Origin of the sequence: Kitasatospora sp. NPDC058115, assembly GCF_042884635.1 — a bacterium.
Classification (GTDB): domain Bacteria; phylum Actinomycetota; class Actinomycetes; order Streptomycetales; family Streptomycetaceae; genus Kitasatospora.
The window spans coordinates 21,245-45,490 of sequence record NZ_JBHVTL010000026.1 but is presented as its reverse complement, the minus strand read 5'-3'; the positions used below and the strand labels follow the sequence as shown (position 1 = coordinate 45,490).

Below are 24,246 nucleotides of genomic sequence, written 5' to 3'. Positions count from 1 at the left end.
CACCGTGACACCCTCGGAGGAGTCAGCACCATGAGCAGCACGCACTACGACGTCGTCGTCCTCGGCGCCGGCCCCGGCGGCTACACCGCGGCCGTCCGCTCCGCCCAGCTCGGCCTGAAGGTCGCCGTCGTCGAGTCGAAGTACTGGGGCGGCGTCTGCCTGAACGTCGGCTGCATCCCCTCCAAGGCGCTGCTGCGCAACGCCGAGCTCGCGCACATCGTCACCAAGGAGGCCAAGACCTTCGGCATCAAGGTCGAGGGCCAGGTCACCTTCGACTACAGCGAGGCGTTCAAGCGCAGCCGCACCGTCGCCGACGGCCGCGTCAAGGGCGTCCACTACCTGATGAAGAAGAACGGCATCACGGAGTACGACGGCCGCGGCACCTTCGTCGACGACCGCACCCTTCAGGTCGCCCTCAACGGCGGCGGCTTCGAGGTCGTCACCTTCGACCACTGCATCATCGCCGCCGGTGCCACCACCCGGCTGCTGCCCGGCACCAGCCTGAGCGACCGCGTGGTCACCTACGAGGAGCAGATCCTCACCGAGGAACTGCCCGGCAGCATCATCATCGCCGGCGCCGGCGCGATCGGCGTCGAGTTCGCCTACGTGCTGCACAACTACGGCGTGCAGGTCACCATCGTGGAGTTCCTCGACCGGATGGTGCCGCTGGAGGACGCCGAGGTCTCCGCCGAGCTGGCCAAGCAGTACCGCAAGCTCGGCATCCAGGTGCTCACCTCGACCCGGGTCGACTCGATCGACGACAAGGACCCGGCCGCCAAGGTCAAGGTCACCGTCACCGCCAAGGACGGGCAGCAGCAGGTCCTGGAGGCCGACAAGGTGCTCCAGGCGATCGGCTTCGCCCCGCGCGTGCACGGCTACGGCCTGGAGAACACCGGGGTCAAGCTGACCGAGCGCGGCGCCATCGCGGTCGACGGCCGCGGCCGGACCAACGTCCCGCACATCTTCGCCATCGGCGACGTCACCGCGAAGCTGATGCTGGCGCACGCCGCCGAGGCGATGGCCGTGATCGCCGCCGAGACCATCGGCGACGCGGAGACCATGGAGGTGGACTTCGCGATGATCCCGCGCGCCACCTACTGCCAGCCGCAGATCGCGAGCTTCGGCTACACCGAGGCGCAGGCCCGCGACCTCGGCCACGACGTGAAGGTCGCCAAGTTCCCGTTCACCGCCAACGGCAAGGCACACGGCCTCGGCCACCCGACCGGCTTCGTCAAGGTCATCTGCGACAACACCCACGGCGAGCTGCTCGGCGCCCACCTGATCGGGCCCGAGGTCACCGAGCTGCTGCCGGAGCTGACGCTGGCCCAGCAGTGGGACCTCACCGTGCACGAGGTCGCCCGCAACGTCCACGCCCACCCGACCCTGGGCGAGGCGGTCAAGGAGGCGATCCACGGTCTGGCCGGCCACATGATCAACATGTGAGCGCGCACCCTTCCGTCGCGCCGGGCCCGTCCGGCGGGGGACCGACCCCGCCGGACGGGCCCGTCCCGTCACCGTCCCACTCGCCGGTCCACGAACCGTCGCCCGGACTCGGCCTCCTCACCAACTGCCTTTGTCTGTAGCGGGTTTATTGCTCATCGTTGCCTGGGTACGGGCGCCTGACCCGTCCGGGGGCAGGCCCCGGAACACCGGGACGAGGGGGGAACTCCTACATGCGCACCCATCGAACGCGCCGGACCGGCGCCAGGGCGACGGCCCTGCTGGCCGCCGTCCTGCTGTTGCTGCTCGGCCTCCCGCAGGGCGCCGGGGCCGTGCAGGTCCGCGGCTACACCGGCTGGTCGGTCCTCATGTGCAAGGTCTCCGACAACACCTCCGAACCGCACACCGCCGCCTGGCTGCGGAACTTCTTCACCGACTCCGGCGCCGGCACCGGCGGCATGTACGACTACTTCAACAGCGTCTCGGCCGGCGCCGTGCAGATCCGCAACTCCAACACCGCCGGCTGGTACACCCTGCCCTACACCCTCGCCCAGGAGCAGGGCCGCGACCGCTGGACCCGCTTCCAGGACTGCGTCGCCGCCGCGCGCGCCGGCGGCTACACCGTCCCGGCCGGGCACCGCACCGTCGTCGTCACCAACGTCGGCATCGACTGGTGGGGCGCCAACGGCGCGGTCTACCTGGACGGCAGCGGCCTCGGCTCGGTCTCCGTCGCCCACGAGATGCTGCACGGCTACGGGCTCGGGCACTCCTTCTCCAACGACACCGGCTACCGCAACGCCCCGTGGTCGCAGCCGGGCGAGTACGACGACCCGTGGGACGAGATGAGCGCCGCCAACGTCTACAGCTCCGGCACCGGCGGCACCTACGGCAACGCCAAGCCGGCCGGCCTGGCCGCCTACCACCTCGACAAGCTCGGCTGGGTGGACCACAGCCGGGTGGCGGTCGCCCCGGCCGGCTGGAGCAGCTACACCCTCACGTCCTTCCAGAGCGACGACGGCACCCACCCGCAACTGCTGCGGGTGCCGATCGGAACCGACCCGTTCCACTACTACACCGTGGAGTTCACCCGGAAGCTCGGCTACTCCGCGGGCATCCCGAACGACGTCGTCCTGATCCACGAGATCGTCAACGGCACGCCCTACCTCCAGCGGACCCTGGACGGCGGCGCCCGGCTGCCCGTCACCTCGCTGAACGCCAACGGCGACTCGATCACGACCTCGGTCAACGGCGCCACCGCCAACGTCACCGTCTACTCGGCCACGTCGGCGGCCGTCTACGGGCCCAACACCTGTACCGCCGGCTACGTCTGGCGGGACGGCGACAACCGCGACTACACCTGCGTGACGCCGGCGACCCGCAGCCAGGCCGCCGCCGACAACGCGGCCCGCTTCAGCCGCTGGGTCTCCGGCCCCTACGGCCCGCACACCTGCGTCAACGGCTACGTGTGGCGCGAGGGCTGGCCGGGCGACGACGTCTGCGTGACCCCGGCGACCCGCAGCCAGGCCGCCGCCGACAACGCCGCCGCCCCCTCCCGCGTCCTGCACCCCTGACCGCCGGCCGGTGACCGCACCCGGCCCGCCCCGTGCGGGCCGGGTGCGGCAGGATGACCGGATGACCGACAGCACCCTCAACCTCTGGCGCCGGCGACTCGGCTCCGTCCCCGGCGAGGTCTGGGAGCGCACCGACCTGACGGTGCTCATCCTCGCCGAGACCGGCATCACCGAAGTCCCGCCCGCCATCGGCCGGTTGCGCCGGCTGCGCACCCTCGACCTCGGACACAACCGGATCGCCGGGGTGCCGGAGGAGATCGGCGATCTGGCGGGCCTCACCGACTTCCTCTACCTGCACGACAACGCGCTCACCGCGCTGCCCGACGCCCTCGGCCGGCTCACCGCGCTGCGCTACCTCAACATCGGCGAGAACCGGCTCGCCGAACTCCCCGACGCCCTCGGCGCGATGACCGCACTGGTGGAACTCCGCGCCCAGCACAACCGCCTCACCGCGCTGCCCGGCTCGCTCGGCGCCCTGCCCGCGCTGCGCGAACTCTGGCTGCGCGGCAACGCGTTGACCGCCCTGCCGGACTCCTTCGCGGGCCTCGCCGAACTGCGCGAGCTGGAACTGCGGGAGAACGCGCTGACCGAGGTGCCGGCGGCGCTGGCCGGGCTGCCGCGGCTGCGCCGGCTCGACCTGCGCGGCAACCGGATCACCGGGCTGCCGGACTGGCTGGCGGACCCGGCCGCGCTGCCCGCGCTGGAGAAGCTCGACCTGCGGTGGAACGCGGTGGAACCGGCCCCCGCGCTGCTGGCGGCGCTGGCGGCCCGCGGCTGCCACGTCCTGCACTGAGGCCGCTGCGGGCGGCGCGCGGCGCGCGGCGAAAACCGCTCGTCCGGCCGGGTGCTCCGGTGCTAGCGTCGTTCCCATGAAGCGCGCCGCAGCCGTCCTCACGACGACGCCGGAGAGAGTCCCGGCGCGCTGACTGCTGACCCAGTTCGAAGCCCCGGGGCGAGTGCCCCGGGGCTTCGCCGTACCGGTCCACTCGCCCGCCGACCCGAGTGGAGACCACCGCCATGAGCAGCAACCCCGCCGCATCCCGGGCCGTGCCCGCCCCGGCCCCCGCCGCCGACCACCGCCGGCTCGGCCGGGAACTCGGACTCTTCGGCACCGACCCGCTGATCGGCTCCGGCCTCCCGTACTGGCTGCCCGACGGCGCCGCGATCCGGCACGCCCTGGAGGAGTTCGTCCGCGGGCGCGAGCGGCGCGCCGGCTACCGCCACGTCTACTCGCCGGTGCTCGGCAAACGCGAGCTCTACAAGATCTCCGGCCACTGGCAGCACTACCACGAGGACATGTTCCCGCCGATGGACCTGGGCGCCGAGCAGGTCGTCCTGCGGCCCAGCCTCTGCCCGCACCACGCCCTGATCTACCGGTCGCGGGCCCGCAGCCACCGCGAACTCCCGCTGCGGATCGCCGAACTGGGCGGCATGTACCGCTCGGAGCCGTCCGGGGTGCTCGGCGGCCTGACCCGGGTGCGGGCCATCCAGCTCAACGACGCGCACGTCTTCTGCACCCCTGAACAGGCCGCCGACGAGGCGCTCGCCGCCCTGGAGCTGATCGGCGAGGCGCACCGCGCCCTCGGCATCCGCCCGGTGCGCCACCGGCTCTCGCTGCCGGGCGCGGGCGGCACGTACGTGGCCGACCCGGCGCTCTGGGAGCGGGCCACCGCGCTGCTGACCGGGGTGCTGGAGCGCTCCGGGGTGCCGTTCGAGGCGGCGGAGGGGGAGGCGGCCTTCTACGGACCGAAGATCGACGTCCAGATCGCCGACGCCGCCGGGCGCGAGTCCACCCTCTCCACCGTCCAGATCGACTTCCACCAGCCGGAGCGGTTCGGCCTGCGGTACACCGGCCCGGACGGCGCCGCGCACCGCCCGGTGATGGTGCACCGCAGCGTCATCGGCAGCGTCGAGCGGGTCGTCGCCCATCTGATCGAGCTGTACCGCGGGGCCTTCCCGGCCTGGCTGGCACCGACCCAGCTGGTGCTGCTGCCGCTGTCCGAGGGGGAGCGGGAGCGGGCCGAGCGGGTGCGCGGGCGCTGCCTCGACCTCGGACTGCGGGCCGAGGTCGCCGGACCCGAGCGGGGCAGCCTCGGCGCCCGGATCCGGGAGGCGAGGCTGGTCCCGTACCAGGCGGTCATCGGCCCCCGGGAGGCGGCGGACGACCTGCTGGCGCTGCGTCTGCGCGACGGCCGGCGCCCCGCCCCGCTGCCGGTGGCCGAGGCGCTGGCCCGGATCGGGGCGCTGGTGGACGCCTGCGCCCCGGAGCTGTGGGGCGACGCCCCCGGGGGCGGCCCGGGGCGTCAGTAGGACTGGAGCTCGATCAGCCGCCCCTCCGGGTCGCGCACGTGCGCGGTGCGCAGGCCCGGGCCCCACTCCGGGCGGTCGGCGGGTCCGGTGACGGGCCCGCCGCCGTGCCGCAGGCAGTGGGCGAGGGCCTGCTCGACGTCGCCGACCCGCAGGACCAGCATCGCCGTGTCCTGGGCGGCGGCCGGTGCGGTGGCCGGCGCGGTGGCCGGTACGGCGGGCAGCGCGGCGGTGCCGACGGCGGCGGCCAGCTGTCCGCGGTCGAACAGCGCGAGTGCGGTCCGGCCGTCGAGGTCCCAGGAGGCGTACGGGCCGCCGGGGGCGCCCTCGGCCGGCGCGACGCCGGTCAGCGGCGGCAGCACGGCGTCGTAGAAGGCGAAGCAGGCGGGGAAGTCGGCGACGAGCAGACGGTGGTACGGCGCGTCCATGGCGGGCGGGGCTCCCTCGGGGGAAACGGCGGGTCTCGATAATCGTGGGTCGCCACCCACTATAGGGTCGGACCCTAGACTTGTCCCATGGCTTCCGAGGAACCCGCGCCCACCGCCGCGTCCACCCCGCCGACGCTGCTGGACCTCAGCACCTACCTGCTCTCGCGCACCGGGAAGGCGGCCCGCGCCCGGCTGGCCGAGCGGCTCGCCCGCCGGGGGCTGCGGCTGTGGGACATGGCGGTGCTCGCCGCACTCGCCGACTTCGGGCCGCACGCGCAGCGCGACCTGGTGCGCCGGCTCGGGGTGGACCCCAGCGACATGGCCAAGGTCGCCGACGGGCTGGCCGCCGCCGGTTACGTCGAACGGGCCCGGGACACCGCCGACCGCCGGCGCGTCTCGGTCACCGTCACCGACGCCGGCCGCGCGCTGCTCGCCGAACTGCGCGCCGAGGCGCTCGCCGTCCAGGACGAGGTGCTCGCCCCGCTGAGTGCGGAGGAGCGCCAGGTGCTGCACGAGCTGCTCGGCCGCCTCCACGCGCGGCTCGCCGGAGCCCCGTGAGGGCCCGCCGCCCGGACGCTCAGCCGGACGCCGCGGGGCGGCGGGCGCCCGCGAACTCCCCGGCCCACCTGGGGATGCCGAACACGCCCTCCAGCCGGGCCACCAGGGTCCCGGTGCGCTCGGCGTGGACCATCGCGCCGTCGCCGGCCCAGATGCCGACGTGGTGCAGCGGGGCGTCGGGGCGGGAGAAGAACAGCAGGTCCCCGGGGAGCAGCGCGGACCGCTCCACCGGGGCGGAGCGGTGGTACTGGGCGACGGTGTAGTGGGCCAGCTCGACGGCGCCGGCGCTCGCCCGGTACCAGCAGTACAGCGACAGCCCGCTGCAGTCGTAGCCGACCGTGCGCTCGCCGAGGCACTGGCCGTCGAGGTAGCCGTTCTCCTCGTCGCAGAATCCGAGGCTCGCGCCCAGCCGGTCCCCGCCGCCCCAGGCGTACGGCACGCCGATCTGCCCGGCGGCCACCGCCGCGACCCGGCGGCCGAGCGCGGCCTGCGGGCCGCTGCCCCCGGGGCGGTCGGTGGCGGGGTCGGCAGCCGCGGGGGCCGCGGGGCCCGCGCCCAGGGCGGGGGCGAGACCGGCTCCCAGGGCGAGTCCCAGCATCCGGCGGCGGCCCCAGGTCCCGGTGCGGTGCGGAAGCGGCATGCGGACTCCCTCGGTCGTCGGCGAACCGGGCGAGCCACCAGGATCCCGGTCGGCGCGGGCGCCCCGCCATCACCCGCACCGGTGAATTCGCGGCCCGGCGGCCCGCGCCCCGCCGGGCCGCGGGCCGGAAATCGATTGACGCTGCCGCCGGAGGTTCCGACGATGGGGCGCGGCAGGACCGAACGATCATCCGGGAGGGACCCATGAGCAGTTCCGTCAGACTGGTCCGCAACAAGCGCCTCACCCAGGCCGTCGACTACGCCTACGCGGCCGCCGTCGACGCGCCCGTCCGTTCGCTCTGGCTGGCCGGGGCCTGTCCGCTGGACGCGGAGGGGCGCACGGTGGCGGTGGGCGACTACGTCGGCCAGGCCCATCAGGTGATGCGCAACCTGCTGACCGTCCTGGAGGACGAGGGCGCCGCGCTCACCGACCTGGTGCGCACCACGGTGTACGTCGCCTCCTCCCGGCAGGCGGACCTGGGGGCCGTCTGGAACGTCTACCGCGAGTACCTCGGCGAGCACGACGTGCCGAGCACCCTGCTCGGCGTCTCCGTGCTCGGGTACCACGACCAGCTCGTCGAGGTGGAGGCGGTTGCCGTGCTGGGCTGACGGGCGGCGCCGGGGCGAGGTCCGGGCCCGGCCACCCGCTCGGTATCCTCGGACACCGCGTGTGCACGGCCCTCGGCGCGGGAGCGCCACCGGGCGGGTGGGCGGCCCCGGGTAAGATACGGGCTGTTTGGTTTTGTTGCGGGTGTGCGGGCGGGGGTGGTCGTGGTGGCGCGACAGGAGCGGGCACTGCGGACGCGGCGGCTGATTCTGGAGGCCGCGGCCTCGGTGTTCGACGAGTGCGGCTACGAGCGGGCGACCATCGGCGAGGTCGTCGCCCGGGCCGGGGTGACCCGGGGCGCCGTCTACTTCCACTTCGCCTCCAAGCGCGACCTCGCGCAGGGCGTCATCGAGGGGCAGTTCGAGGCCGAGGCCGTGCCGGAGCGCTCGTGCAAGCTGCAGGAGTTCGTGGACACCGGGATGGTGGTCACCCACCTGGTGCCGATCGACCCGCTGGTCAGCGCCGGTGTGCGGCTCTCGGTGGACCAGGGGGCGGAGGGCCACCTGGGCTTCGACGCCGCACCGGGCTGGATCGCCCGGCTGGAGCGGCTGCTGATCCTGGCGGGCGGGCGGGGCGAGCTGCTGCCGCACGTGGTGCCGGCCGACACGGCCGGGCTGATGACGGCGTCCTGGGTGGGCGTGCAGCTCCAGTCGCAGCGGTTCACCGGCCGGGCCGACCTCGCGCAGCGGGTCGCCACCCTGTACCGCCACCTGATGCCGAGCATCGCCGTGCCCGGGGTGCTGGCCTGTCTCGACCTGGCCCCCGACCGCGGTGCGCGGGTCCACGCCGAGATGGTGGCCGCACGCGGCGCGGCGGAGGCGGACTTCGCGGCCGCCGACGCGCCCGGGGTGACCGGCGGGGCCGGCGCGCCCGGAGAATGATACGGCGCGTCCGGTTTTCCCGGCCGGGTCACCCACCGGTGTGCGACTGCGGAGCGTAGCCGCCGCCCGGTCGTCCCCGACGGCTCGTCAGCGGATCACCGGGAGCACCGGGTTGCCGGTCCGTCCGGCCGCCGCCTCGATGAACTCCACCGGATCGGCCACCTCCGCCAGCAGGATCCGGGTGGCCTCCAGCGCCGCCGACGGGGGCGGCGGGCCGCCGACCGCCGCCGTCAGGTCGAGCAGGTGGACGGTCGCCTCCATCACGGCCACCTCGACGAGCGCGTCGAGGGCGACGGTGGTCAGCAGCGGATGGCCGATCGCCGTGTCCGGCGACAGCTTCGCGATCCGGGCCAGCACCTGCGGTCCCTCCTCGGCGAACCGGGCGACCAGGGCCTGCGGGCCCACCGCCGCAGCCGTCTGCCGGGCGGTGTCCGCGATCAGTGCGGCCGCGGTGTGCGCCACCCCGCCGGGCCGGTTGTACGCCCGCAGCACGGCGGAGCCGCGTGCCACCGCGGGCGGCCCGTCGACCGCCGCGCCCTCCGCCCGGGCGAACAGCTCCGGTGTGGCGGCCACGTGCGCGTACAGGTCGCGCACCGTCCAGCCCGGCAGCCGGGTGCTCCGCTCCCACTGCCCGGCGTCGAAGCCCGCGCCGCGCTCCGCCCAGCTCCCCCACAGCTCGGCCAGCAGCCCCAGCCGGCCGTCCTTCTGACGCTCCATCGCCCCGCTCCTCCCGACGGTGTACGGACCACCGCCCACCGTAGAACACGCCCGCTCCGCGGCGGGCGGCGGGAGTCACCGCGGTGCGGGCCCCTCCAATGCGCGCAGGGCGTCCAGCACGTCCAGGCCGAGACCGGGCGCGGCGTCCTCCGGCAGGCTGACCGAGACCCGGGTGGCCAGGCCCGCGTACCGGCGGTGGATCTCCCGGGCGGCCTCCCCGACCGTGCCGGTGACGGCGAAGGTGTGGAGGACCCGGTCGTCGATCAGCGCGGCCATCTCGGGCCAGCGGCCGCGCAGCGACAGGCGGTGCAGTTCCTCGTGCAGGTCCTCCCAGCCGTGCTGCGCCAGCACCGAACGGTAGGCGGGCGTGGAGGCGTAGAAGGCCAGCCGTTCGCGGACGGCCGCCAGGTTGGCGCGCAGCTCCTCCTCGGTGTGCCCGGTCGCGGTGAGCACGCTGCCGACGACCTCGAAGGGCCGCCCGGTCCACGGCGCGCCCTCGGCCTCGGCCCGTCCGCGCTCCTCGGCGAGCGCCGGCAGCACCTGCCGGGTCAGGTAGTCCACGGAGGTGAACGGGTGGCTGAGGAAGCCGTCCGCCACCGCGCCCGCCGTGCGCACCATCAGCGGGCCGACGCCCGCCAGCAGGATCCTCGGCACCCCGGACGGGACCGGATCGGGGGAGAAGACCGGCGTCATCACCGTGTGGGCGTAGAAGTCGCCCCGGAAGCGCAGCCGTTCACCGGTCTGCCAGCTGTGCCAGATCGCCCGCACTGCGTGCACGTACTCGCGCATCCGCGCGGCGGGACGGTCCCAGGGCATCCCGAAACGCTTCTCGATGTGCGGTTTGACCTGGGAGCCGAGCCCGATGACGGCCCGTCCGCCGGAGGCCGCGTGCAGGCCCCACGCCTGGTAGGCGAGGGTCATCGGGGTCCGGGCGAGGGCGACGGCGACGCCGGTGGCCAGCTCGATGGAGCTGGTGCGGTCGGCCGCGCGGGCCAGCTGCAGGAACGGGTCGTAGGCGGTCTCGGAGACCACCAGCCGGTCCGCGCCGCGCCGTTCGGCCTGCTCGGCGGCGTCCAGGATGCCGGCCGGGTGCGCCGGGGCGAGCGCGTCGAGGAGGAGGGCGGGGGACTGCGGGCGGTCCATGGGACGGGCTCCTGGTGGGCGGCGGGGTCCGGCGGGGTCCGGCGGCGTCGAGCGTGCGTGCCGGGCGGGATCAGGGGCGGGGCCAGGGCCGGCCGTCGAGCCGCTCGATGCCGGTGTTGAAGCGCCGCAGGAACGCGGCGAAGGCTTTGATGTCCTCGGAGGCCCAGTCGGCCATCACCAGGCCGAGGGCGTGGGCGTGCGCCGCGCGGTCCTCGTCGAGCCGCCGGTCGCCCTCCTCGGTGATCCGGAACTTGCGGGCCAGTCCGCCCTGCGGGTCGGGGATCCGCTCGACCAGCCCGGCCCGGGTCATCGCGGCGGTCTGCCGGTTGAGGGTGGAGGCGTCCAGCCCGAAGGCGTCGCTGAGCTCGCCGATCGACATCGGGCCCTGCACCCGGATCCGGCTGAGCAGGATGTACGCGCTGCGGTCGAGTCCGCTGCCGTGCGGCCGGACGCCGGCCGAGCTCAGGTAGTGGTGCCGGCTGAGCACCATGTACTCGAACGCCACCTCGTCGGTGGGCCCGCCGGGCTCGCTGGGTCCGCTCATGACGTCGTCCTTCCCGTCCCTGGCTCCGGCGCCCCGACCTGCGGTGTTTGCGCACAGTATGGCAGGCGTGCGCGCGCCGGAGTCGATATGCATCATGCATATCATGTGTAGGATGCATATCCTTCGACCGTCGCACGTCCCCCAGGAGCCCCCGCCCATGGCCGCCGCCTCCCGCACCACCGCCCCGCGCACCACCGCCCCCGACCGGACCCGGGGCATCGTCGCCACCCTCGCCCTCACCGGCACGGTGGCCGCGATCATGCAGACCCTCGTCACCCCGCTGATCGGCGAGCTGCCGAAGATCCTCGGCACCTCCGCCTCCAACGCCTCCTGGGTGATCACCGCGACCCTGCTGTCGGCCGCCGTGTTCGTCCCGATCAGCGGCCGGCTCGGCGACCTGCTCGGCAAGCGCCGGATGCTGCTCGCCTGCTGCGCCCCGCTCCTGGTCGGCTCGGTGATCTGCGCGCTGACCTCCTCCGTCCTGCCGATGATCGTCGGGCGCGGACTGCAGGGCATGGGCATGGGGGTGGTCCCGCTCGGCATCAGCCTGCTGCGCGAAGTGCTGCCGCCCGAGCGGCTCGGCTCGGCGATCGCCCTGGTCAGCGCGTCGATGGGAATCGGCGGCGGCCTCGGCCTGCCCATCTCGGCGGCGGTCGCCCAGTACGCCAGCTGGCGCGCGCTGTTCTGGGGCGCGGCCGTCCTCACCGTGGCGATCGCCGCGATGATCCGCTTCCTGGTGCCCGCCCCCGCCACCGCCCCGGCCGGCGGCCGCTTTGACGCCGTCGGCGCGGCGGGCCTCGGCGCCGGACTGGTCTGCCTGCTGCTCCCGGTCTCCAAGGGCGGCGACTGGGGCTGGACCGACGGCACGACGCTCGGCCTGTTCACCGCCGCCGTCGTCCTGCTGCTGGCCTGGGGCGCGTGGGAGCTGCGCATCGCCGAACCGCTGGTCGACCTGCGGGTCACCGCCCGTCCCCGGGTGCTGCTGACCAACGTGGCGTCCGTGCTCGTCGGCTTCGGGATGTACGCGCAGGCGCTGATCATCCCGCAGCTGCTCCAGCTGCCCGAGGCCACCGGCTACGGCCTGGGCCGGTCGATGCTGGCGATGGGCCTGTGGATGGCGCCCTCCGGCCTGATGATGATGGTCGTCTCGCCGCTCGGCGGCAAGCTCTCGGCGGCGCGCGGGCCGAAGTTCACCCTGGTCGTCGGCGCCCTGGCGATCGCCGCCGGGTACGGACTGTCGATGCTGCTGATCGGCTCCACCTGGGGCGTGCTCATCGTGACGCTGGTCTGCAACGCCGGCGTGGGCCTCGCCTACGGCGCGATGCCGGCGCTGATCATGAGCGCCGTGCCGCTGTCCGAGACGGCCTCGGCCAACAGCTTCAACACCCTGATGCGCTCGCTCGGCACGTCGGTCTCCGCCGCCGTGGTCGGCGTGGTGCTCGCCCAGCTGACCACCACCACGGGCGGTCACGTCCTGCCCTCCGAGGCCGGCTTCCGGGTCGGCCTGCTGATCGGCTGCGGGGTGGCCCTGGTCGCCGCGGCGGTGGCCGCCACCATCCCGGTGCCGCCCGCCCAGGGCGCGCCGAGGACCACCGCCGGTACGCCGGAGCGGACCGCCGTGCGCGACGCCGCCTCCGCCTGACGGCCGGCCGGCTGCTCGCCCGCCCGCCCGCTCCTCGCCCCCGCCTGACCAGGCACGCCGCGCACCGCCGTCCCCGGACGGCGGTGCGCGAACGGGTGACGGGGCGGGGTGGTCTGCGTAGACTCGGGCGACTTGCGCCGGACGAGTCCAGGAGCCCTCACCATGACCTCGCCCTCCCCCTCTCCCAGCATCAGCGCCGGCGACACCTCCGTGCCGCTGCTGGAGCACACCATCGGTGCCGCGCTCGACCGCGCCGTCGCCGTCTTCCCCGACCGGGAGGCGCTGGTGGACCTCGCGAGCGGGCGGCGCTGGACCTACCGGGAGCTGGCGGCGGAGGTGGACCGGCTCGCGCTCGGGCTGCTCGGCCTCGGGGTGCGGACCGGGGACCGGGTCGGGATCTGGGCGCCGAACTGCCCGGAGTGGGTGTTCACCCAGTACGCCACCGCGCGGATCGGCGCGATCCTGGTGACCGTCAACCCCGGCTACCGCGCCCACGAGGTCGAGTACGTGCTGCGCCAGTCGGGGATCCGCACGATGGTGGCGGTGCCGAGCTTCAAGACCTCCGACTACGCGGCCATGCTCGCCGAGGCCGGCCCGCGCTGGCCCGGCCTGCGGGACGTGCTGCTGATCGGCTCGCCCGGATGGGCGGAGCTCGCCGCGGCGGGCGACGGCGGCGACCGCGGGCGGTTGGCCGCGATCGGGGCCGGGCTGGGCCCGGACGACCCGATCAACATCCAGTACACCTCCGGGACCACCGGCTTCCCCAAGGGCGCCACGCTCTCCCACCGCAACATCCTCAACAACGGGTACTTCGTCGGTGAGCTCTGCGGCTACACGGAGGCGGACCGGATCTGCGTTCCGGTGCCGTTCTACCACTGCTTCGGCATGGTCATGGGGAACCTCGCGGCGCTCTCGCACGGGGCCTGCGTGGTGATCCCCGCCCCGGCCTTCGAGCCCGTCGCCACCCTGCGGGCGGTGGCCGCCGAGCGCTGCACCTCGCTCTACGGCGTGCCGACCATGTTCATCGCCGAGCTCAACGACCCGGGCTTCGCGGAGCACGACCTGTCCAGCCTGCGCACCGGCATCATGGCCGGCTCGCCCTGCCCGACCGAGGTGATGAAGCAGGTCGTCGACCGGATGGGCATGCGGGACGTCTCGATCTGCTACGGCATGACCGAGACCTCCCCGGTCTCCACCCAGACCCGCGCCGAGGACCCGCTGGAGCGGCGGGTCTCCACCGTCGGCCGGGTCGGCCCGCACCTGGAGGTCAAGGTGGCCGACCCGCAGAGCGGCGGGACCGTGCCGCGCGGCACGCCCGGCGAACTGTGCACCCGGGGCTACTCGGTGATGCTCGGTTACTGGGACCAGCCCGACCGCACCGCCGAGGCGGTCGACGCCGACGGCTGGATGCACACCGGCGACCTCGCGGTGATGGACGAGGAGGGCTACCTCACCATCACCGGCCGGCTCAAGGACATGGTGATCCGCGGTGGCGAGAACATCTACCCGCGCGAGATCGAGGAGTTCCTGTACACCCATCCGGACGTCCAGGACGTCCAGGTCATCGGGGTGCCCGACGCCAAGTACGGCGAGGAGCTGATGGCCTGGGTCCGGCTGCGGCCCGGCGCGCCCGAGCTGACCGCCGAGGCGCTGCGCGCGTACTGCGCCGGCCGGATCGCCCACTACAAGGTGCCGCGCTACGTGCACCTGGTGGACGAGTTCCCGATGACGGTCACCGGGAAGATCCGCAAGGTGGAGATGCGGGAGCGGGCCGTCGGACTGCTCGGGCTGGACGGCGCGGCGGGCACCGAGCACGCCTGATCCCCCGGCCCGCCCCGCCGGCCCGCCCTCGCCCGCCTGCCGGCGCGCCTGGCCCCGGGAGCCGGGATCGGGAACGAACCGACGGGCCGGTGCACGGCCTCCGGATCTGCGGCCGCTCGGCGGCCCGATCGGTGCCACGCCGTCCGGTGATCCGGCCGTGTCCCAGGACGCGGACAACCGGCTGCACGTCTTCGTCCCCTGCACCGACGAGACCGTCCGGCACATCTGGCAGCTCTCCGGCGGAGGATGGTCCGACTGGGCCTCGCTCGGAGCACCATGAGCACCGGGGCACCCCGGGCAGGGGGTGCCCCGAGCGGGTCAGGGCCCCGGGCGCGGCCGGGCGCGTGTGCCCGGCCGCGTCCGGGGCGGCGGCCGCGCGGCCGGACGGTCAGAGCGCGGCGACCTCGGCCCGCAGGGCGGGCAGGGTGGCGTACATCGTGCCGCCGGGGCAGTCGGTGGCCAGCCAGTCGCGGTGGCCGCTGATCAGGTCGACCGGCTTGGTCACGCCGTTGACCGGGTTGACGAAGGTGACGTGGGCCTGCGGGTCGAGCCCGTGGGTGCGGGTCAGCAGCGCGAGCACCAGGGCGAGCGAGTGGCGGGCCGCGGCGGTCGGCTCCTGGCCGGTCAGGGTGCCCAGCAGGGCGACGCCGAGGTTGCCGGAGTTGAAGCCGGAGGTGTGGAAGGCGGTGACCACGTTGCCGGCGGCGTCGTGCGCCGGCAGGCCGTCGTCGCCGGACCAGCGGCCCTCGTAGATCCGGCCCGCCTCGTCGATCAGGAAGTGGTAGCCGATGTCGCCCCAGTCCTGGGTGACGGCGTGGTACTCGTAGATCGCCCGCACGGTGGCGGCCGGGTCGGCGTCCGCGTTCGGGGTGTCGGTGTGGTGCACCGTCAGGGTCTGCAGCGGGTAGTACTTGGCGGGGGAGTTCTCCACGCCGTTCTTGAAGCGCTTGGACTCGTCGGCGCCCCACGCGGCACGGCTGAGGTACTCGACGCCGCAGAAGGTGACCGGCGCGGTCGGGGAGAGCGCGGCGGTGCGGGCCGGGCCCCGGGTGGTGTCCAGGGCGGTGGAGCGCAGGTTGGCCGCACCGTCGGGCAGCCGCAGCTCGTAGCCGGTGGCGCCGCCCGCCGGGACGAGGACGGCCGCGCCCGCGGCGGCACCGCCGGCCGGCCCGCCCGGCAGGTCGGGCCCGCCCGCGCAGCCCGCGGTGAGCGGCTGCCAGGCGCCGGGGCCGGTGCCCTCGTGGTGCAGGCGGATCGCGCCGCCGCGCCGGGGACCGTCCCAGCTGACGCCGACGTAGTGGATCGGGAAGTCGGTGCGCGCCGCGGCGGCCGCGCGCCCGGCCGCGGAGCGCGACCGGGTGGCCGGCACGGTGACCGTGCGGGCGCCCGGGCCGGCCGGCGCCGGGGCGGCGGGGGCGGTGGGCGTGGCGGGGGCGGGGGCGGCCGGAGCGGCGGCGTGCGCGGCCGGCGCGGCGGCGAGTGCGGCGGCCGTGGCGCCGATGGCGGTCACCAGGGTGCGGCGGCTGACGGCGGAGCTGGGCTCGGTCATCGGGATCCTGCTCTCGGTGCGTGAGGGGAACGCGGTCTGACTGCTCGGAAGACGATCATGAATGTAGCGAAGCGATCGTCCCCGGCGGCACGTCCGCCGGACGCCTCTGCCCGAACGGGCACCCGCCGTCCGTCACTCCAGGAACCGCAGCGCCTCCGCCGCCCGCGCACCCACCGGGGCGGCGGCCCGTGCCAGTTCACCGAGGTACAGGCAGACGTCCGCCCGCGCCGCCCGCGCGCCGGGCACCGCCAGGAAGGCCCGCACCAGCTCCTGCGGCCCGCCCTCCCCGGCGACCAGCCCGTACAGCAGTTTGCGCACCCCCGGCTCGAAGAGGTCCCGAGGATCCTCGTACGGGCATTCCAGGAACGCCTCCCAGGCCTCCGCCGCGGCCGCCGGGCCCTCCGTCAGCAACCGCAGCACCGCCACCTCCACCAGCACCGTCGAGGACGCCGCCACCTCCGGCGCCAGCCCCTCCAGCACCTCCCGGGCGTCCGCGAACCGCCCGTCGTGCCGGTACGCCGCCGCCAGGGCGCACCGCACCGCGACGTCCGCCGGGTCCCGGGCCAGCACGGCCTCCAGGTCCGCCACCGCCTGCGCCGTCCGCCCCGCCTGCCGGTGCGCCTGACCGCGCTCGGCGAGCGCCCACGCGTAGTCCGGGTTCTGCGCCAGGGCGGCCGTGAGGTCCGCGACCGCCGCCTCCACCTCGCCCGCCTGCCGGCGCGCCTGGCCCCGGGAGCCCAGCGCCCAGGCGTCGTCCGGTTCGAGCACGAGCGCGGCCGACAGATCGGCGACCGCCTCCTCCAGGTCCCCCGCCAGCCGGTGCGCCTCGCCGCGCAGCGCCAGCGCCCAGGCGTACTCCGGGTCGATCGCGAGGACGGCGGTCAGATCCGCGATCGCGTCGTCCAGCCGGCCGGCCTGCCGGTGCGCCTGGCCGCGCGCCCGCAGCGCCCACACGTCCACCGGGTCCAGGAGCAGCGCCGCCGACAGGTCCGCGACGGCCTCGTCCAGCCGGCCCGCCTGCCGGTGCGCCTCGCCGCGCTCGGCGAGCGCCCAGGCGTACTCGGGGTCCAGGGCGAGCGCCGCGGTGAAGTCCGCGACGGCCTCGTCCAGCCGGCCCGCCTGCCGGTGCGCCTCGCCGCGCTCGCCGACGGCCCAGGCGTACTCGGGGTTCAGCGCGAGCGCCGCGGTGAAGTCCGCGACGGCCTCGTCGAACCGTCCGGCCTGGCGGTGCGCCTGGGCGCGCGAGCCGAGCGCCCAGGCGTTCTCCGGGTTGAGCGCCACCGCGGCCGTGAAGTCGGCCACCGCCTCCTCCGGCCGGCCCGCCAGCCGGTGCGCCTCGCCCCGCTCGGCGAGCGCCCAGGCGTTGTCCGGGCCGAGCGTCAGCGCCGCGGTCAGGTCGGCGACCGCCTCGTCCAGCCGGCCGGTCTGCCGGTGGGCCTGGCCCCGGGAGCTCAACGCCCAGGCGTCGCCCGGGTCCAGTGCGAGCGCCGCGGTGAAGTCGGCGACCGCCTCGGCCGGCCGGCCCGCCATCCGGAACGCCTCGCCGCGCTGGGTGAGCGCCCAGGCGTACTCGGGGTCGAGCAGGATGGCGGCGGTGAGGTCGGCGACCGCCTCCTCCAGCCGCCCGGCCAGCCGGTGTGCCTGGCCGCGCGAGCCCAGCGCCCAGGCGTCGTCGGGGTCCAGCGCGAGCGCGGCGGTGAAGTCGGCCATCGCCTCCTCGGCCAGCCCCGCCAGCTGCCGGGCCTCACCGCGCCGGGACAGCGCCCAGGCGTACTCGGGGTCGAGGGCCAGTGCGGCGGTGAAGTCGGCCAGCGCGCGCTCGTGGTGGCCGTGCCAGTTGAGCACGCGTCCGCGGTAGGCGAGGGCCTGCGGCAGGTCGGGGGCGATCGCGACGGCCTGGTCGAGATCGGCGAGCGCGTCGTCGTCGCGGTCCTCGACGAAGTACTGGTAGCCGCGGTGGGTGAGCGCCCAGGCCCGGACCCGGGTGGGCAGCCCCGGCCCGGCGAGGGCGTCGAGCGTCTCCAGGACCGGCTGCTCGCCACCGGCGGCCGTGTGGATCCGGCGGGCCCAGCGGACCAGCTCGGCGTCGTCGCTGTCCTGCGCGGCCTGGCTGAGCATCTCCGCCCACGGGGCCAGCGTGTCCGGCGCGTCCCCGGCGGTGCGCGCGGTGTGCTCCAGCGCCACCGCCAGATGGGCCAGCGGGTCCGCGCAGAGCAGGTGGTAGAGCTCGTTCAGCAGCGGGCGGCGCCAGCGCGGATCGGCGCCGCGCCGGGCCGCCGGCAGGTACTGCTCGACCGCCGTGCGCGCGGCGGCGTGGTGCTCGGCGAGCCGGGTGTGCGCGGCCGTCCACTCCCGGGGGGTGTGGATCCGGCGCCGGCGCACCATGCTGGTGCGGACCACGGCGTGGTACTGCAGGAAGTCGCCGCGCCCGGTCACGAACGGCTGCGCCGACAGCCAGGCCCAGGCGGCCGGTTCGGCGTCCGGCACGGCGCAGGCGAAGAGGTCCTGGTTGAGCTGCAGCGGGAGCGCCGCCGCCAGCACGGTCTCCCGGCGCTCCTGCTCGGGGATCCACTGCAGGAAGCGCACCACCGCCTGGTCGACCATGTCCGCGCCGACGTCGGCGACCTCCTCCACCGCGCCGGGGTCGGCGGCCGCCAGCAGCGCGACCAGCAGCGGCAGCCGCATCGACATCCGCAGCACCGCGTCGACCACCAGCGGGTCGGTCACCCCCCGGGCCGCCATCAGGTCGCGGGCCTCCTGCTCGGTGAACACCTCCAGCGGCACGTCCACCAGGACCGGCCGCCACGGCGCCCACTCGCGTTCGGCCAGTTCGTCCCGGCCGGCCAGCACGAAGACCACCTCCAGCGGCAGCGGGCCGAACGCATCGTCGAGGGTCTCCCGCAGCCAGCCGTCGAGGTAGCGGCCGGTCAGCTCCCAGGTGTCCAGGAACAGCACGACCCACGGCCGCCGCCCCTGCCTCCGGTCCCGGTCGCGGTCGCAGAGCCGGGCGAGTTCGGCGACGAAGGCGCGGCTGAGCGCCGACTCCTCGACGTCCCCGCCGCGCCGGCGCTGGCGCACCCCGGCGATCAGCCGCTCGGCGCCCTGGGCCACGGCGTCCGGGTTGGCCATCGCCGCGACCACCCCCGCGCCCGGCAGCACCGAGGCCGCCCCGAGCGCCGCCTGGGCCGCCATCCGGGTCGGCAGCGAGGCGCCCTCCCCGCCGGGCGGCTGCTCCGGCTCGCGGTCCGCGGCGGCCTGCAGCGAGCGTCGGTACTGCTCCACCGCCTTGTCGAACTCCCGCAGCGGGCCCGCCTGTTCGGCGAGCTGGCGGGCGAGCGCGGTGAGCGCCGTCTCGACGCCGTGCACATCGGTCTCGTCGACCAGCGCGGTGAGCGCCCCGGCCCGCCGCGCCGCCTCGCGCCACTGGGCGAGCAGGGTGGACTTGCCGACCCCGCCCACTCCGCGCACATGGAACAGGAAGTCCGCCGGGTCCGGCCCGGAGTCGGGATCCGGGTCCCGGGCGAGGTTGTCGACGAACAGCGCCAGCTGGGCTCTGCGGCCGATGAACTGCGCACCGGTGCGCTGACGCACCGCCTCCGCACGCGACAGACGCCTCCGTGCCTGTGCCATGCCACCCCCTGCCGCTCCACCCGGCGGGTCGCCGACCACGTGTCCGGTGCCGCCGGTGCCGCTGTCGTGAGGACGACCGTAGTGAATCGGCCCCGGGGTTGTCCCGCTTTCGGCCGTCTGTCGTGCGCGACGGGACGGCAGCGGCGCACGGGGGGTTCACCCGGCGGGCGTAACTTCGCGCCCGTTCACCCGCGTCGGCGTCGCGAATGCGCCCGGTGCCCCGCGTTCGTGTGCAAACGTGTGTGCCGCCCGGCCGTCCCGCGCGGCGGCCGGTGCAGCCTGCTGACCTTCCATCAAGGAGTACCTGAATGTCGGTTCGTGGAACGCTCCGCAAGTTCGCCGTGATCGCCACCGTCGCCGCCGCGGCCGCCGTGCTCGCGCCGACCGCCGCGGTGGCGCACGGTTCGGGCGGCGAGCAGCCCTCCTCCTCGTCGGCGGCTCTCCTGGCCGGCAACGCCGCCGTGGGCCTGGTCGGCCCGCGCTTCAGCTGGCTGGAGGCCTTCGAGAGCACCAACGGCTGACCCGTCCGCCCCGCGCCCCGGAGCCCCCGGCTCCGGGGCGTTCGCGCGTCCGCCCCCGGGCCGGTCGCCGCGCGGTCCGTTCACCGGGGACGGTGCGCCGTCGGGCCGCCCGGACCGGCCCCGCCGCCCACCTGCCAGGTGCGGCCGTCGGCCGTGGCGCCGCGCAGGCCGTCCAGGGTGCCGGGACCGGCGAGCGCGAGGGCGAGGGCGCTGCCGGTGGCGGCGAAGCCGACGGTCCGGGAGGGGTCCCAGTCGGTGCTGAGCCGCAGCCGCCGGCTCATCCCCGCCCAGCCGCGCGGCCCGGCGGCCACCACCCAGGCGTCCGGCGCGGGGGCGGCGAACCGGCGGGCCTGGCGCAGCCAGGAGGCGGCCTCCTCGGGCCAGTCGACGACGGCCGCCACGGTCCCTCCGGAGGCCTCCCGGCGGGCGGCGAAAGCGCCGGCGGCGGCGACCGAGGCCGGGTCGCGGCCGTGCCCGATCACCACCACTGCGTGCCGGGGCAACAGCCCCTCCAGCGCGGCGAGTTCGGCCTCGGTGTGCGGCTCGACCGGCTCGGCCGGGTCGGCGCAGAGGTCGACGCCGAGGTCGAAATCGAGGCCGGCGCCGGTGGCGGCGCGGCGGATCTCAGGCGGCATCGTGGAACACCAGGCCGAGCGTGCGGCGCAGCCCCGAGCGCACGGTGCTGACGCCGTGCCGGACGGGCGCCGCCGACCAGCCGCGCGCCGAGCGCACGGGGCGGTCGCGGGTGGTGAAGACCAGCCCGCGGCCTTGGGGGAGGGCGACGGAGGTCCCGCGCGACTGGGCGCGCATCCGCTGCTCGACGGTCAGGAACTCGCCGCCGGTGTAATCGGCCCCCGGCACGTCGAGGCCGATGACCACCTGGAGCGGGAACACCAGGGGGCCGTAGAGGTCGCGGTGGAGGGCGTTCCAGTCGCCGGCCCGGTAGCGCAGCAGGATCGGGGTGGGCCTGTTCTGCCCGGCGGCGTGGCACTGCTCCAGCCATTCGGCGAGGCCGTCCGGCCACGGCGCGGGCCGGCGGAGCTTGGCCGCCCAGTCCCGGGCGACCGGCAGCAGCCGCGGGTAGAGCGCCTCGCGGAGGGCCGCGACCGGGGCCGGGAACGGCTCGCGGAAGTAGCGGTACTGCCCGGAGCCGAACCGGTGGCGCGCCATGTCGACGGTGCTGCGGAAGCGTTCCACCTCGTCGTAGAGCCCGGCCAGCTCCGCGCACTCGGCGGGGTCGAGCAGGCTGGGCGTCAGGGCGCTCCCGTGCTCCCCGAGTTCCTCGGCGAGCGCCGCCCAGCCGGCCCCGCCGACCCGCTGCGCGAAGGTCTGCGCGGAGGTCTCCGCGGGAGTCCCCCCAGGGGTTTCGGTCATCGTTCGCACGCTCACGTCCGCTCTCCGGTCACTCGTCCCAGCTGTCCCACGCCTTCCACTCTGCGCCGCCGGCCGGGCCCGGGGCTGGCGGGAATCCGCCCTCGCGTTCTGCCCTCGCGTTCCGCCCTCGCGTTCCGCCCGGTCGGCGGCCGTGGGATCCTCGGGGCCGTGATCGAGTCATGGGTGGCGCAGGGCGGCGGTGACGGCGGCGGCACGGCCCCGGTCCGGTCCGGGGCGGTCGCGGGGATGCTGCGGTCGCGGATCGAGGCCGGGTGCCTGGAGACGTGGCTGACCAGCTCGGCGGGCCGCTCGCTGGGTGTGGTGACCAACACCGAGCGGGCGATGGTGGTGCTGCTGGAGGGAGAGGGCGACCCGGGCGAACACGCCGTGGACCCCTCGGCCGACGGCGAGAGCGACGGATTCGTGCTCGCCAACGGCCAGTGCGACGAGTACCCCGACCAGGAGACGGTCCCGCTCGCCGAGGCGCTGCGGATCGTCGAGCACATCGTGACCGCCGGCTCCTGGCCCCCGGACGCCGCATGGGTGGCCGACCGCTGAGCGGCGCCGCCGGGCCGCTCCACCTCCGCCCTGGCAGGATGACGGGCATGGAACACGTGCTTGGCATCGGCGGGTACTTCCTGCGCGCGGCCGACCCCGCGGCCCTGACGGCCTGGTACCGCGACTGCCTCGGCCTGGACATCGACGACCACGGCCGGTGGCAGCCGGACGCGGGGCCGACGGTCTTCGCGGCCTTCGACGCCGGGACGGACTACTTCGGCTCCCGCGACCAGCAGACCATGCTCAACCTCCGGGTCCGCGACCTGGACGCGATGCTCGCGCAGCTGCGGGCGAAGGGCGCGGAGGTGGCCGAGGAGACGCAGGACATGGCCGGGGTCGGCCGGTTCGGCTGGGTCACCGATCCCGAGGGCCGCCGCATCGAGCTCTGGCAGCCGGCCTGACCGGACGGCCGGGCGCCGCCCGTCGCCCCCGCGTGGCGGGCGGTCAGGCGCCGGCGAGGGGGACGGTCGCCACCGGGGTCCAGGAGAGCTCCCAGGCGGTCTCCCGGCCGGGGCGGGGGCGCAGCCGGAACCGTACGTCGAGCAGTTCGACGGCGCGCACGCGGACGGGGGCGTGGCTGGGGGAGATCCGGCGGAAGGCCGTCTGCAGGGCGTCGGAGGAGCCCTCGGTCCACGCGTAGCCGAGCGAGATGTGCGGGCGGCCGCCGTCGTGCCGCAGCGCGCCGGGGCCGCGGGTGCGGCGGATGGCGTCGCGGACCCGCTCGCGCAGGTCCACCAGGGCGTCGTCGGGGGAGAGGTCCAGGAAGGCCCCGCCGAGGCCGGCGATCGGCGAGCCGGCCATCACTTCGAACGGGCCGGTGGCGGCGAGGTGTTCGCGCAGGGCCGTGACGAGGTCGTCGCGCTCCTCGGCGGTGATCCGGTCGGCGGTGGTGTCGGCGATCATGTCGAGGGTGCAGTGCAGGGTGTCGTCGTCCAGCCGGGTGATCGGGAAGGGGCGCATCGCGGCGCGGCACTCGCCGACCAGGCCCGCCAGCCGGAGGTCGGTTCGCAGGTCGGGAACGGCGTAGACGTGCAGGGCGCGGGCGCCGTCGGTCCACGGCGCGCCCTGGAACTTCGGAACGAACTTCTCCACGGTCGTCTCCTCCGTCGTACGGCGGGCGAAACCGGCGGGTCGGCTCCGGGCCGTCGGTGTCCTGGAAGGACGGTAGCCGTGGGGAGGCGGGACCAGAAGGGCGCCCGGCGGAGCGCGGGGGGCGGTCAGTGGAAGGTGAAGGAGGGCGTCGCGGGATCGGCGCGGGCGGCGAGGTGGACGGGCCAGGCGAGGGCGAGGTCCTGCCAGGGCAGGCCGACCGGGGCGAAGACGGTGGGACGGTCGTCGGGGCGGGCCGGGGCGGTGCCGCGCAGGATGTCGCCGAGCGGGGTGGCGAGCTCCGGGTCGGGGCCGGCGCCGTGCAGGACGCCGGAGGCGGCGGCGAGCGCGAGGTCGTCCACGACGAGGCGGCCGGCGCGCAGCAGGGCGGGGGAGAGCTCGGTCTTGCCGGGTTCGTCGAAGCCGAGGCTGGTGAGGTGGAGACCGGGCCGCAGCACGTCGGCGTCGAGCAGCGGCTCGCGCGACCAGGTGGCGAGGAGGACGATGTCGGCGGCCTCGACGGCGGCGCGTGCGGTGGGCACGGGCCGCCCGACGGCCGCGGCGCGCTCCGGGTCGAGGTCGTAGGCGTACACCTCGTCGATCGGCCGCAGGGTGCGCAGGGCCCGCAGCGCGGTCCGGTTCTGGGCGCCGGCGCCGATGACGGCGACCGTCGTCGCGTGGTCCGGGGCGAGTGCGTGGGTGGCCAGGGCGGCGGCCAGCCCGGTCCGCCAGGCGGTGACGGAGGCGGAGTCGAGCAGCGCGAGCAGTTCGCCGTCGGCCAGGGCGTGCAGGCAGACGATCCCGCGCAGGGCGGGGGTGGCGGCCGGGAACTTGGCGTTGACCTTCACGGTGTACGCGGGCACGTCGGGGAGCAGCCCGGGAACGAGGCACATGGCGGTTCCGGGGCCGGGCAGCCGGGCGCCCACCCGTTGGGCGGCCGGGAGCCGGTCGGCCGTGCGGAAGCCCGCTTCGAGCGCCGCGAGCACGGTCGGGATGTCCAGGGCGGCTTCCACGGCCGCGCGCGAGAGCAACTGGGTCACGGGGATCAGTCTCCTCCCGGAGCCGGAGCCGGCGACGACGGGGCGGCGGATGCAGAACGGGGGCGGCACCCGTCACACGGTTGCCGCCCCCGGGGTTCGGAGCGCCGGGCCCGAATCGAACGAACTCTTCCCGCTGAAAGCGGGCGTGCTGCCAATGCACCACCGACGCCTGGCCGAAGGGGCTTGC

The 24,246-nt window shown here is 75.5% G+C and carries 24 protein-coding genes and 1 tRNA gene; 13 read left to right on the top strand and 12 right to left on the bottom strand.

What is annotated here, in order from left to right:
* Positions 1–30: 30 nt before the first annotated feature.
* From lpdA to thrS, 4 genes are all read left to right on the top strand, one after another.
* On the top strand, positions 31–1,443 hold the full coding sequence (lpdA, locus tag ACFVVL_RS26150; protein WP_387679235.1) for a dihydrolipoyl dehydrogenase: 1,413 nt from the start codon (positions 31–33) through the stop codon (positions 1,441–1,443).
* A gap of 230 nt (positions 1,444–1,673) precedes the next feature.
* A complete protein-coding gene (locus ACFVVL_RS26145; protein ID WP_387679232.1) occupies positions 1,674–3,011 on the top strand; it encodes a hypothetical protein in 1,338 nt (445 codons plus the stop codon).
* Positions 3,012–3,072: 61 nt separating this feature from the next.
* Positions 3,073–3,804, top strand: a complete 732-nt coding sequence (locus ACFVVL_RS26140) for a leucine-rich repeat domain-containing protein (RefSeq protein ID WP_387679229.1) — start codon at positions 3,073–3,075, stop codon at positions 3,802–3,804.
* A gap of 224 nt (positions 3,805–4,028) precedes the next feature.
* Positions 4,029–5,321 carry a threonine--tRNA ligase gene (thrS, locus tag ACFVVL_RS26135; RefSeq protein ID WP_387679226.1) on the top strand — a complete coding sequence of 431 codons (1,293 nt, stop codon included), beginning with the start codon at positions 4,029–4,031 and terminating at the stop codon, positions 5,319–5,321.
* On the opposite strand, the gene ACFVVL_RS26130 is transcribed toward thrS, so the two are convergent.
* Positions 5,315–5,746, bottom strand: a complete 432-nt coding sequence (locus tag ACFVVL_RS26130; RefSeq protein ID WP_387679222.1) for a VOC family protein — start codon at positions 5,744–5,746, stop codon at positions 5,315–5,317. The genes thrS and ACFVVL_RS26130 overlap by 7 nt on opposite strands.
* A gap of 87 nt (positions 5,747–5,833) precedes the next feature.
* Between ACFVVL_RS26130 and ACFVVL_RS26125 the strand changes: the two genes are divergently transcribed.
* Positions 5,834–6,304, top strand: coding sequence for a MarR family winged helix-turn-helix transcriptional regulator (locus tag ACFVVL_RS26125; protein WP_387679219.1), 471 nt, complete (start codon positions 5,834–5,836; stop codon positions 6,302–6,304).
* Between the two features lie 19 nt (positions 6,305–6,323).
* On the opposite strand, the gene ACFVVL_RS26120 is transcribed toward ACFVVL_RS26125, so the two are convergent.
* Positions 6,324–6,944 (bottom strand): C40 family peptidase, encoded by a 621-nt coding sequence (locus ACFVVL_RS26120; RefSeq protein ID WP_387679216.1) that lies wholly within the window; start codon positions 6,942–6,944, stop codon positions 6,324–6,326.
* Positions 6,945–7,147: 203 nt separating this feature from the next.
* Between ACFVVL_RS26120 and ACFVVL_RS26115 the strand changes: the two genes are divergently transcribed.
* The gene (locus ACFVVL_RS26115) at positions 7,148–7,552 is read left to right on the top strand and encodes a RidA family protein (RefSeq protein ID WP_380292579.1); all 405 of its coding nucleotides are present in this window, start codon (positions 7,148–7,150) and stop codon (positions 7,550–7,552) included.
* Between the two features lie 165 nt (positions 7,553–7,717).
* On the top strand, positions 7,718–8,431 hold the full coding sequence (locus ACFVVL_RS26110) for a ScbR family autoregulator-binding transcription factor (RefSeq protein ID WP_387679212.1): 714 nt from the start codon (positions 7,718–7,720) through the stop codon (positions 8,429–8,431).
* A gap of 87 nt (positions 8,432–8,518) precedes the next feature.
* Here the strand turns inward: ACFVVL_RS26110 and ACFVVL_RS26105 are convergent, their stop codons facing one another.
* The 3 genes from ACFVVL_RS26105 to ACFVVL_RS26095 all read right to left on the bottom strand — a co-directional run bounded on the left by ACFVVL_RS26105 (position 8,519) and on the right by ACFVVL_RS26095 (position 10,835).
* Positions 8,519–9,148, bottom strand: coding sequence for a maleylpyruvate isomerase N-terminal domain-containing protein (locus ACFVVL_RS26105; protein WP_387679209.1), 630 nt, complete (start codon positions 9,146–9,148; stop codon positions 8,519–8,521).
* 75 nt (positions 9,149–9,223) lie between these two features.
* Complete coding sequence (locus ACFVVL_RS26100; RefSeq protein WP_387679206.1) at positions 9,224–10,291, bottom strand: TIGR03617 family F420-dependent LLM class oxidoreductase; 1,068 nt, start codon at positions 10,289–10,291, stop codon at positions 9,224–9,226.
* A 70-nt stretch (positions 10,292–10,361) separates the two neighbouring features.
* Positions 10,362–10,835, bottom strand: coding sequence for a MarR family winged helix-turn-helix transcriptional regulator (locus ACFVVL_RS26095; RefSeq protein WP_387679203.1), 474 nt, complete (start codon positions 10,833–10,835; stop codon positions 10,362–10,364).
* A gap of 157 nt (positions 10,836–10,992) precedes the next feature.
* Between ACFVVL_RS26095 and ACFVVL_RS26090 the strand changes: the two genes are divergently transcribed.
* The 3 genes from ACFVVL_RS26090 to ACFVVL_RS26080 all read left to right on the top strand — a co-directional run bounded on the left by ACFVVL_RS26090 (position 10,993) and on the right by ACFVVL_RS26080 (position 14,578).
* Positions 10,993–12,477 carry an MFS transporter gene (locus ACFVVL_RS26090; RefSeq protein WP_380292619.1) on the top strand — a complete coding sequence of 495 codons (1,485 nt, stop codon included), beginning with the start codon at positions 10,993–10,995 and terminating at the stop codon, positions 12,475–12,477.
* A 162-nt stretch (positions 12,478–12,639) separates the two neighbouring features.
* On the top strand, positions 12,640–14,298 hold the full coding sequence (locus ACFVVL_RS26085; protein WP_387679200.1) for an AMP-binding protein: 1,659 nt from the start codon (positions 12,640–12,642) through the stop codon (positions 14,296–14,298).
* Between the two features lie 157 nt (positions 14,299–14,455).
* Positions 14,456–14,578 carry a hypothetical protein gene (locus ACFVVL_RS26080; protein WP_380292567.1) on the top strand — a complete coding sequence of 41 codons (123 nt, stop codon included), beginning with the start codon at positions 14,456–14,458 and terminating at the stop codon, positions 14,576–14,578.
* Positions 14,579–14,686: 108 nt separating this feature from the next.
* Here ACFVVL_RS26080 and ACFVVL_RS26075 read toward each other — a convergent pair whose 3' ends face one another.
* Both ACFVVL_RS26075 and ACFVVL_RS26070 read right to left on the bottom strand, forming a co-directional pair.
* Complete coding sequence (locus tag ACFVVL_RS26075; protein ID WP_387679197.1) at positions 14,687–15,847, bottom strand: peptidoglycan recognition family protein; 1,161 nt, start codon at positions 15,845–15,847, stop codon at positions 14,687–14,689.
* Between the two features lie 132 nt (positions 15,848–15,979).
* Complete coding sequence (locus ACFVVL_RS26070) at positions 15,980–19,477, bottom strand: tetratricopeptide repeat protein (RefSeq protein ID WP_387679194.1); 3,498 nt, start codon at positions 19,475–19,477, stop codon at positions 15,980–15,982.
* Between the two features lie 308 nt (positions 19,478–19,785).
* On the opposite strand from ACFVVL_RS26070, the gene ACFVVL_RS26065 reads away from it, so the two are divergent.
* A complete protein-coding gene (locus ACFVVL_RS26065; protein ID WP_380295615.1) occupies positions 19,786–19,998 on the top strand; it encodes a hypothetical protein in 213 nt (70 codons plus the stop codon).
* 80 nt (positions 19,999–20,078) lie between these two features.
* On the opposite strand, the gene ACFVVL_RS26060 is transcribed toward ACFVVL_RS26065, so the two are convergent.
* Both ACFVVL_RS26060 and ACFVVL_RS26055 read right to left on the bottom strand, forming a co-directional pair.
* Complete coding sequence (locus ACFVVL_RS26060) at positions 20,079–20,633, bottom strand: hypothetical protein (RefSeq protein WP_387679191.1); 555 nt, start codon at positions 20,631–20,633, stop codon at positions 20,079–20,081.
* Entirely contained in the window at positions 20,623–21,372 is a 750-nt protein-coding gene (locus tag ACFVVL_RS26055) for a 2OG-Fe(II) oxygenase (protein WP_387679188.1), read from the bottom strand. The genes ACFVVL_RS26060 and ACFVVL_RS26055 overlap by 11 nt, the downstream gene beginning before the upstream one ends.
* Before the next feature lie 168 nt (positions 21,373–21,540).
* Here ACFVVL_RS26055 and ACFVVL_RS26050 point away from each other — a divergent pair, with 168 nt between their 5' ends.
* Both ACFVVL_RS26050 and ACFVVL_RS26045 read left to right on the top strand, forming a co-directional pair.
* The gene (locus tag ACFVVL_RS26050) at positions 21,541–21,930 is read left to right on the top strand and encodes a hypothetical protein (RefSeq protein WP_387679185.1); all 390 of its coding nucleotides are present in this window, start codon (positions 21,541–21,543) and stop codon (positions 21,928–21,930) included.
* 47 nt (positions 21,931–21,977) lie between these two features.
* Complete coding sequence (locus ACFVVL_RS26045; protein ID WP_380295608.1) at positions 21,978–22,331, top strand: VOC family protein; 354 nt, start codon at positions 21,978–21,980, stop codon at positions 22,329–22,331.
* Positions 22,332–22,374: 43 nt separating this feature from the next.
* Here the strand turns inward: ACFVVL_RS26045 and ACFVVL_RS26040 are convergent, their stop codons facing one another.
* The 3 genes from ACFVVL_RS26040 to ACFVVL_RS26030 form a co-directional block, all read right to left on the bottom strand.
* Entirely contained in the window at positions 22,375–23,022 is a 648-nt protein-coding gene (locus ACFVVL_RS26040) for a 2'-5' RNA ligase family protein (protein ID WP_380295606.1), read from the bottom strand.
* 125 nt (positions 23,023–23,147) lie between these two features.
* On the bottom strand, positions 23,148–24,059 hold the full coding sequence (locus ACFVVL_RS26035; protein ID WP_387679181.1) for an ornithine cyclodeaminase family protein: 912 nt from the start codon (positions 24,057–24,059) through the stop codon (positions 23,148–23,150).
* Between the two features lie 100 nt (positions 24,060–24,159).
* Positions 24,160–24,228, bottom strand: a tRNA-Glu gene (locus tag ACFVVL_RS26030).
* Between the last annotated feature and the right edge of the window lie 18 nt (positions 24,229–24,246).